6 protein-coding genes are annotated in these 6,501 nt (G+C 63.9%); all 6 read left to right on the plus strand.

Annotated features, from left to right (window positions below):
* Window position 1 precedes the first annotated feature (1 nt).
* Window positions 2-850: a fumarylacetoacetate hydrolase family protein gene (locus ACFFIO_RS00495; protein ID WP_378039769.1), complete on the plus strand. Its 849-nt coding sequence runs from the start codon at window positions 2-4 to the stop codon at window positions 848-850.
* Window positions 851-853: 3 nt separating this feature from the next.
* Complete coding sequence (locus ACFFIO_RS00500; RefSeq protein WP_378039770.1) at window positions 854-2,686, plus strand: FAD-dependent oxidoreductase; 1,833 nt, start codon at window positions 854-856, stop codon at window positions 2,684-2,686.
* 124 nt (window positions 2,687-2,810) lie between these two features.
* Window positions 2,811-3,938 (plus strand): LLM class flavin-dependent oxidoreductase, encoded by a 1,128-nt coding sequence (locus ACFFIO_RS00505; RefSeq protein WP_378039771.1) that lies wholly within the window; start codon window positions 2,811-2,813, stop codon window positions 3,936-3,938.
* Window positions 3,939-4,134: 196 nt separating this feature from the next.
* Complete coding sequence (locus tag ACFFIO_RS00510; protein ID WP_378039772.1) at window positions 4,135-5,310, plus strand: acyl-CoA dehydrogenase family protein; 1,176 nt, start codon at window positions 4,135-4,137, stop codon at window positions 5,308-5,310.
* A 9-nt stretch (window positions 5,311-5,319) separates the two neighbouring features.
* Window positions 5,320-5,991, plus strand: a complete 672-nt coding sequence (locus ACFFIO_RS00515) for a flavin reductase family protein (RefSeq protein WP_378039774.1) — start codon at window positions 5,320-5,322, stop codon at window positions 5,989-5,991.
* A gap of 83 nt (window positions 5,992-6,074) precedes the next feature.
* A partial coding sequence (locus ACFFIO_RS00520; protein ID WP_378039775.1) for an ABC transporter permease occupies window positions 6,075-6,501 on the plus strand: 427 nt, incomplete at its 3' end.

Raw genomic sequence — 6,501 nt, forward strand, 5'->3', positions numbered from 1 at the left:
GATGAAGTACTCAAGTTTTGAAGTTGCCGGTACCGGCCCGACCTGGGGAGTCGCCCAAGACGATGAACTGTTCGATCTCGGTCCCAGCGGACTCAACCTGGCCCAGAGCCTCCGGGGCGCCATCGTCAACAGCACTTATGCCAATCCGGAATTGGCGTGGCAGGACGCGCCACGTGTGTCTGCCTCTGATGTCACCTTTCTGCCACCGATCCCCGACCCCGGCAAGATCCTGTGCATCGGCATGAACTACACCTCCCACCAAGCCGAAACGGGACGGGACCGGGTTCCGGCGCCCACGGTGTTCACGCGGTTCGCCGATTCACAGATGGGGCACCTGCAACCGGCAGTGCGGCCCCTGGCTAACTCGCTGTTCGACTACGAAGGCGAACTCGCCTTAGTCATCTCCAAGCCGGCGTACCGGGTAGACCAGGCAGACGCTTTTGACTTCATCGCCGGTTACTCCGTCTACAACGACTTCAGCGTCCGGGACTGGCAACGGGCCACCTCGCAGTGGACGCCGGGGAAGAATTTCCCGTCGACCGGTGCCTTCGGCCCCTATCTAGTCCCGCCGGGCGACCTGGGTGACATTGCATTGCTGCGGCTCGAAACTTCCGTCAACGGCGAGGTCCGCCAATCGGCGAGCATCGCCGATTTGACGTTCACCATCCCGGAGATCATCGCCCACGTCAGTACCTTCACTCCGCTGTCGCCCGGCGACGTGATCGTCACCGGCACCCCGGGCGGGGTCGGGTTCTACAGGGATCCGCAGAGTCTGCTCTCCGCAGGGGATCTAGTCGAGGTGGCCGTCTCGGACATCGGTGTGCTGAGCAATACCGTGGTGCAGGGCTGAACGATGCAATACGACACTGACGTCTTCATCGTCGGAACCGGCCCCACCGGTCTAACCGCGGCGCTGGCACTGGCGACCTACGGGGTGGAGACGCAGGTGATCACGCGGTATCCGTGGCTGTCCAACACACCGAGAGCGCACATCACCAACCAGCGGGCCATGGAGGTCTTTCGAGATCTCGGAGTGGAGCAGGATATCCTGCGCCACGGATCAGACTGGCATCTGATGGGGGACACCCTGTTCACGACGAGCCTTGCGGGGCCGGAGATCGCCCGGATCCGGGCGTGGGGAACCGGTGAAGACGAGCACGGCAACTACGTCAAGGCCAGTCCGTGTCCGATGGCTGACGTTCCGCAACCGCAACTTGAGGCCGTTCTGCTTCGCCATGCAGCCGGACGGGGCGCCCACGTGCGCTTCAGTACCGAGTACCTGGGCCACGAGCAGGACAGCGACGGTGTGACGGTCCGGGTGCTCGACCGGGTCACCGGGGTCGAGAGCGAGGTTCGGTGTCGGTACCTGATCGGTGCGGACGGAGCCCGATCGCAGATCGCCGAGGACATCGGATTGGCCTATGAGGGAGCATCCGGACGGGCGACGACCGCTTATGTGCAGTTCCGAGCCGACCTCCGCACCCACGTCGAGCACCGGCCCAGCATCCTGTACTGGATCCTGACCAAGACCGCCGGCCATGGAGAAATCGGCATGGGCCTGCTGAGGGCCGTCCACCCCTGGGACGAGTGGATCATCGGGTGGGGCGTCGACCCTAGCCTGGGGCAACCGGACTTCTCCGAGGCCTCGCTCGTTGAGCGGATCCGCACGGTCGTGGGCGACGAGTCACTCGAACCGGAAATCCTGCACACGTCCACGTGGCAAGTGAACGACTCCTACGCCATTGAATACCAGTCCGGGAGGGTGTTCTGCGGAGGGGATGCGGTCCACCGGCATCCGCCGTCTGGCGGCCTGGGCTCGAACACCTCCGTGCAGGACGCCTACAACCTTGCTTGGAAGCTCGTGTACGTCCTCAAGGGCTGGGCCGCACCGGGACTATTGGAGAGCTATTCCGAAGAGCGGGTTCCCGTTGGCCGACAGGTCGTGCGACGTGCGAACCAATCGCGGATCGATTTCGGTCCGTTGCGCTCAGCGATCTACGGCAGTACCGTCGGCGACCTCAACGAGGTGCTGGCGCGTCTGCAGGACACCAGCGCCAAAGGCGCAGTGGTCCGGGATGCGCTGGCACCCGCGTTGAAGCTCAAAAACTATGAGTTCAACGCCCACGGGGTGGAGCACAACCAGCGGTACACCTCGCGGGCTATCGTCGCCGAAACGGGAGACCCCGAAGGGTGGCCCGAAGACCCAGAACTGGTTGCTCAGCCCGCCTCCCGGTCGGGGGCCAAGTTCCCCCATGCTTGGTTGGTGGGGGCAGACGGACGACGGATCTCCACCCTGGACCTTGCCGGCGGGGGTGCCATGACCCTGGTCACCGGGTTGTCGGGGACCGCCTGGGAAACCGCAGTCGGGCGGCTCGGCCTGGCCTTCCTGCGCACGGCGGTCATCGATTCTCCCGGAAAGGCGGATCTTTACAGGACCTGGCAAAGGCTGCGGGACGGCGACGAGGCCGGAGCACTCCTGATTCGCCCGGATGGATACGTAGCTTGGCGCCAAAAGTGCGCCGTCAGGGATCCCGAGGATGCGGAACGGCAACTGCGAGCCGCACTCGGACAGGTCCTCGGTCGTGGATCAGATTGGCTCACGCCAATACCGAACACCTTGGAAGACATCGACACTCCATCGGCCCGGGAAAGAATCCGTTCGACGAGCACAATCACCAGGAGGTGAATTCTGACGCCGACACATCCGGTCAGACCAAGCAAACGCTCGCTGGGCCTCGGCTAGGTGCCGACCGACATCACCCACAGCATCACCCGAATACTCAACACACCGCAGTTCTAAGGAGAAAAACATGGACCTCGGATACTTTCTCATGCCGATGCATCCCCCAGGCACTCCCGTCACAAAGTGGCTCGACGGCGACCTCCAGCAGATCGTTGCCCTCGACCGACTGGGCTTCGACGAAGCGTGGTTCGGTGAGCACTACACCAACGAATGGGAAAGTCTCACCTCGCCGGACCTGTTCATCGCCAACGCCCTAGCACGGACGGAGAATATCCGTCTGGGTACCGGTGTTACCTCGTTGAGCTATCACCAGCCGGTGCAGCTCGCCAGCCGCATTGCGCTTCTCGACCACTTGGCCAAGGGCCGATTCATGTGGGGCATCGGCAACGGCGCGCTCCCGACCGACGGCGCGATGTTCGACGTCGACTTCTCCAAGAGGGAACAGCGCGCAGGTTCCCGTGCCGTGCTCGATGCCGTCCTCAACCTGTGGAACAACCCCGAACCAGGCGTCTACGAGACGGAGTTCTTCAAGTTCACCGTTCCGGAACCAGACGACGTCACCGGAACTCGGTACCACATGAAGCCGTATACCCAGCCGCATCCGCCGATCGCGGCCGCAGGATCGGGCCCGAAGTCGGACATGCTTGGGTACGCAGGTGCGAACGGCTGGATCCCCATGAGCGTGAATTTCGTGATCCCCTGGACCGTAAAGAAGCAGTGGGAAGTGTATGAGGCCGCCGCAGTCGAGAACGGCATCGTGCCGGATCGTCGCCTGTGGCGCGTCAACCGGGAGGTCGTCGTGGCACGCACCGACGCAGAGGCTCGCGAACTGGCCAAGTCGGGCGCGCTGGCGCGCGACTGGATGACCTACCTCATCCCGCTGTTTCGCCGGCTGGGCGAGATGATCAATGTGAAGATCGACCCGGATATGCCCGATGACCTCATTGACATCGACTACTTCATCGACAACATCTGGCTCGTCGGAAGCCCTGAAACGGTGACGCAGAAGGTGAAAGATCTCTACGAGTACACCGGTGGCTTCGGCGTGCTCAGCGTCGCCGGCCACGACTGGGATGATGCCGGACAGTCAGAGGAATCGATGAGGCTGCTCGCCGAGGAGGTTCGACCGAACCTCCCCACCCCGGCAGCACCAGAAGAACAGGTCATGCCTGTAGGCGCTGGCCAGCAGAGCTGACCCGTTCGTGGCCCCCTGCAGCCATCGAGTGGTTTCGGGGGCCACCCCCAGCAGAGCGCGCCCGCCGGCCCGCCCGATACGGGCGGACCGGCGCCAGACGAACTCTGACCATTGAGCTGGTATCCGTCATCTACAACGCAATCTCCACAGAAGCTTCGCTCGGCAATAACGCCGAGACTTTCGAAGGGATTTTCTCATGACACAGACGACAACCCAGATCGCCACTACAGAGCAGTTGGTTCGGCAGGCGCGGGAGCTGGTTCCTGACCTGCGTCAGCGAGCGGTCGAAACGGACCAACTTCGCCGTCTCCCGGACACCACCGTCGGGGAGATCCATGACCTGGGGATCCTCGGCGCGATGGTACCGACCCAGTTGGGGGGCACCGACCTCGGTTCGGTCGCCGTGTTTGACGCGTGCGTCGAGCTGGCGCGTGGTAGCGCCTCATCCGCCTGGGTGGCTGGAAACTGGGCGGTGCACGGAGCGCTTGGCGCCATGTTTCCCGTGGAAGCGCATGCAGAACTCTTCTCGGACAAATTGCCCACGATCGCGACGGGATTCAGCCCGTGGCGGGGCAACACGGAGCCTGCCGACGGGGGTGCGTACCTGAGCGGAGACTGGGACTTCTGCAGCGGCGTGAACCATTCCGACTGGATCGTGGTGCAGGCCATCGGCGAGCGGGGGGCTATTGCGCACCTAGTTCCGACGTCTGAGGTCACCATCCTGGACAACTGGAACACGAACGGCCTGCGCGGGACCGGAAGCCATGACGTCCACATCGATCACATTTTCGTCCCGCAGCACCGACTGCTCAACATGGGCGACAGCGGTGACGGCAACTCGGCCGGGGCCGCAGAATACGGGACGACGACGCTGCGCCTGCCTCTGTCCCAGGTCTTCGGCACCGGCGTGATCGCCACCGTTATCGGGTCCAGCCTCGGCGCCATTGACGCCTTCACCGGAAAGACCGCGGATACGATCGGCGGCCTCTCCGGGGTCAAACGGTCGAGCCGACCGGAGGTACACCTCGTGCTCGGCAAGGCCGCCTCTGACATCGACGCTGCCGCGACCGTTGTGCGCGCCACGCTGAGAGAAATGGAGGCCGCCTTGGAATCCGACGAGGGCCTCACGCTGGAGATGAGAGTCCGCGGGCGTCGGAACAGCGCTTGGGCCGGTCAGCTGGCGGCAGCCGCGCTGAGCAGCATCTACGAGATCGCCGGGGCCCGGTCGCTGTTCCGCGGCGACCCCCTCGAGCAGGCATACCGCGACGGTATCGCCGCCTCCCACCACAACCACCTCTCTTGGGACCGCCTCTACGTCGGCTATGGCGAACTCATGATGGGCGCCACCGAAACCGACCTGATGATGGTCTGAAAGGACACCATGATGAACAAGTTGCAGGAAAGCACCGAGTCGCTCAAATCTCAACAGACGGTTCTCGAATCTCCAACGGAGCGATTCGAGCGCGGGGATTCTCTGACCGAGAAGACCGACGGTGAGGCCATCGTTGAAAGCGCCGTCGAATCCGTCGAAGCCCAGGAAGGACCGTCCTTCGACCCCCGTGCGCTGCGCCAGACCTTTGGCCAGTTCGCGACGGGCGTGACGGTGGTCACCTACGAATTCGAAGGCGAGTATTACGGGGCGACGGTTAATTCCTTCACGTCCGTCTCCATCGACCCACCGTTGCTGCTGGTGTCATTCATGCGCACGGCCAAGGCAGCAGAGCGGCTCATGACGAGGCCGTTCACCATCAACGTGCTGGCCGGCGACCAGAAGACGACCGCTCTGCAGTTCGCGGGGAAGCCCCAGGCTGGCCATGAGATCCCGTGGAACTTCTCCCATGGCTCGCCGCGCATCAAGGACAGCCTGGCGCACTTCTCGTGTGAACCGTGGCGGGAATATGACGGGGGCGACCACGTGCTCGTTCTCGGCAAGGTGGTGGACTTCGGGTACGCCCAGGACAAGGTCTCTTTGGTCTTCTACCGAGGCCAGTGGCACCGCGTGGCCGACACCCCGCCGCCGCTATGGCTCGAGTGGGTCAACCAACACGGGTAGCCGGAATGACCAGCTCGTTCAAAGGGCGTCCAGGAGTTCTTCCGATCCTCGTTCGCCAGCCACCCCGGATAAAGGCAACCGCTTTGCTCCGTGGCTCGGACCTGGCGAACCCCGGCGCGCGCAAGCCGCGCCGCAATTGGGGGACCAGGTCCCTGGGGCTGGTGGGGCTGCTGGGCTTTTTGGTGATCTGGGAGGTGCTGCCGCGCACCGGGATCGTGAACCCGACCTTCCTGCCCCCGGCCTCGGAGGCCATCGCGGACCTGTTCCGCAACGTCGGTCTGACCGCGTTCTGGCAGGCCGTCGGGGACACGATGTGGCAGTGGCTGCTGGGGTTGCTGATCGCGTGCATCGCGGCGACCGTGCTGGGCTTTCTGATCGGCTCGTCCACGTTCCTGCGCCGGTTCACGAACTCGACCATCGAGTTCATGCGCCCCGTGCCGTCCGTGGCGTTGATCCCGCTGGCGGTGCTGCTGTTCGGCGTGGAGATCGAGTCGGCCCTGCTGCTGATCG

Origin of the sequence: Citricoccus parietis (assembly GCF_042433045.1) — a bacterium.
Taxonomy (GTDB): Bacteria; Actinomycetota; Actinomycetes; order Actinomycetales; family Micrococcaceae; genus Citricoccus; species Citricoccus parietis.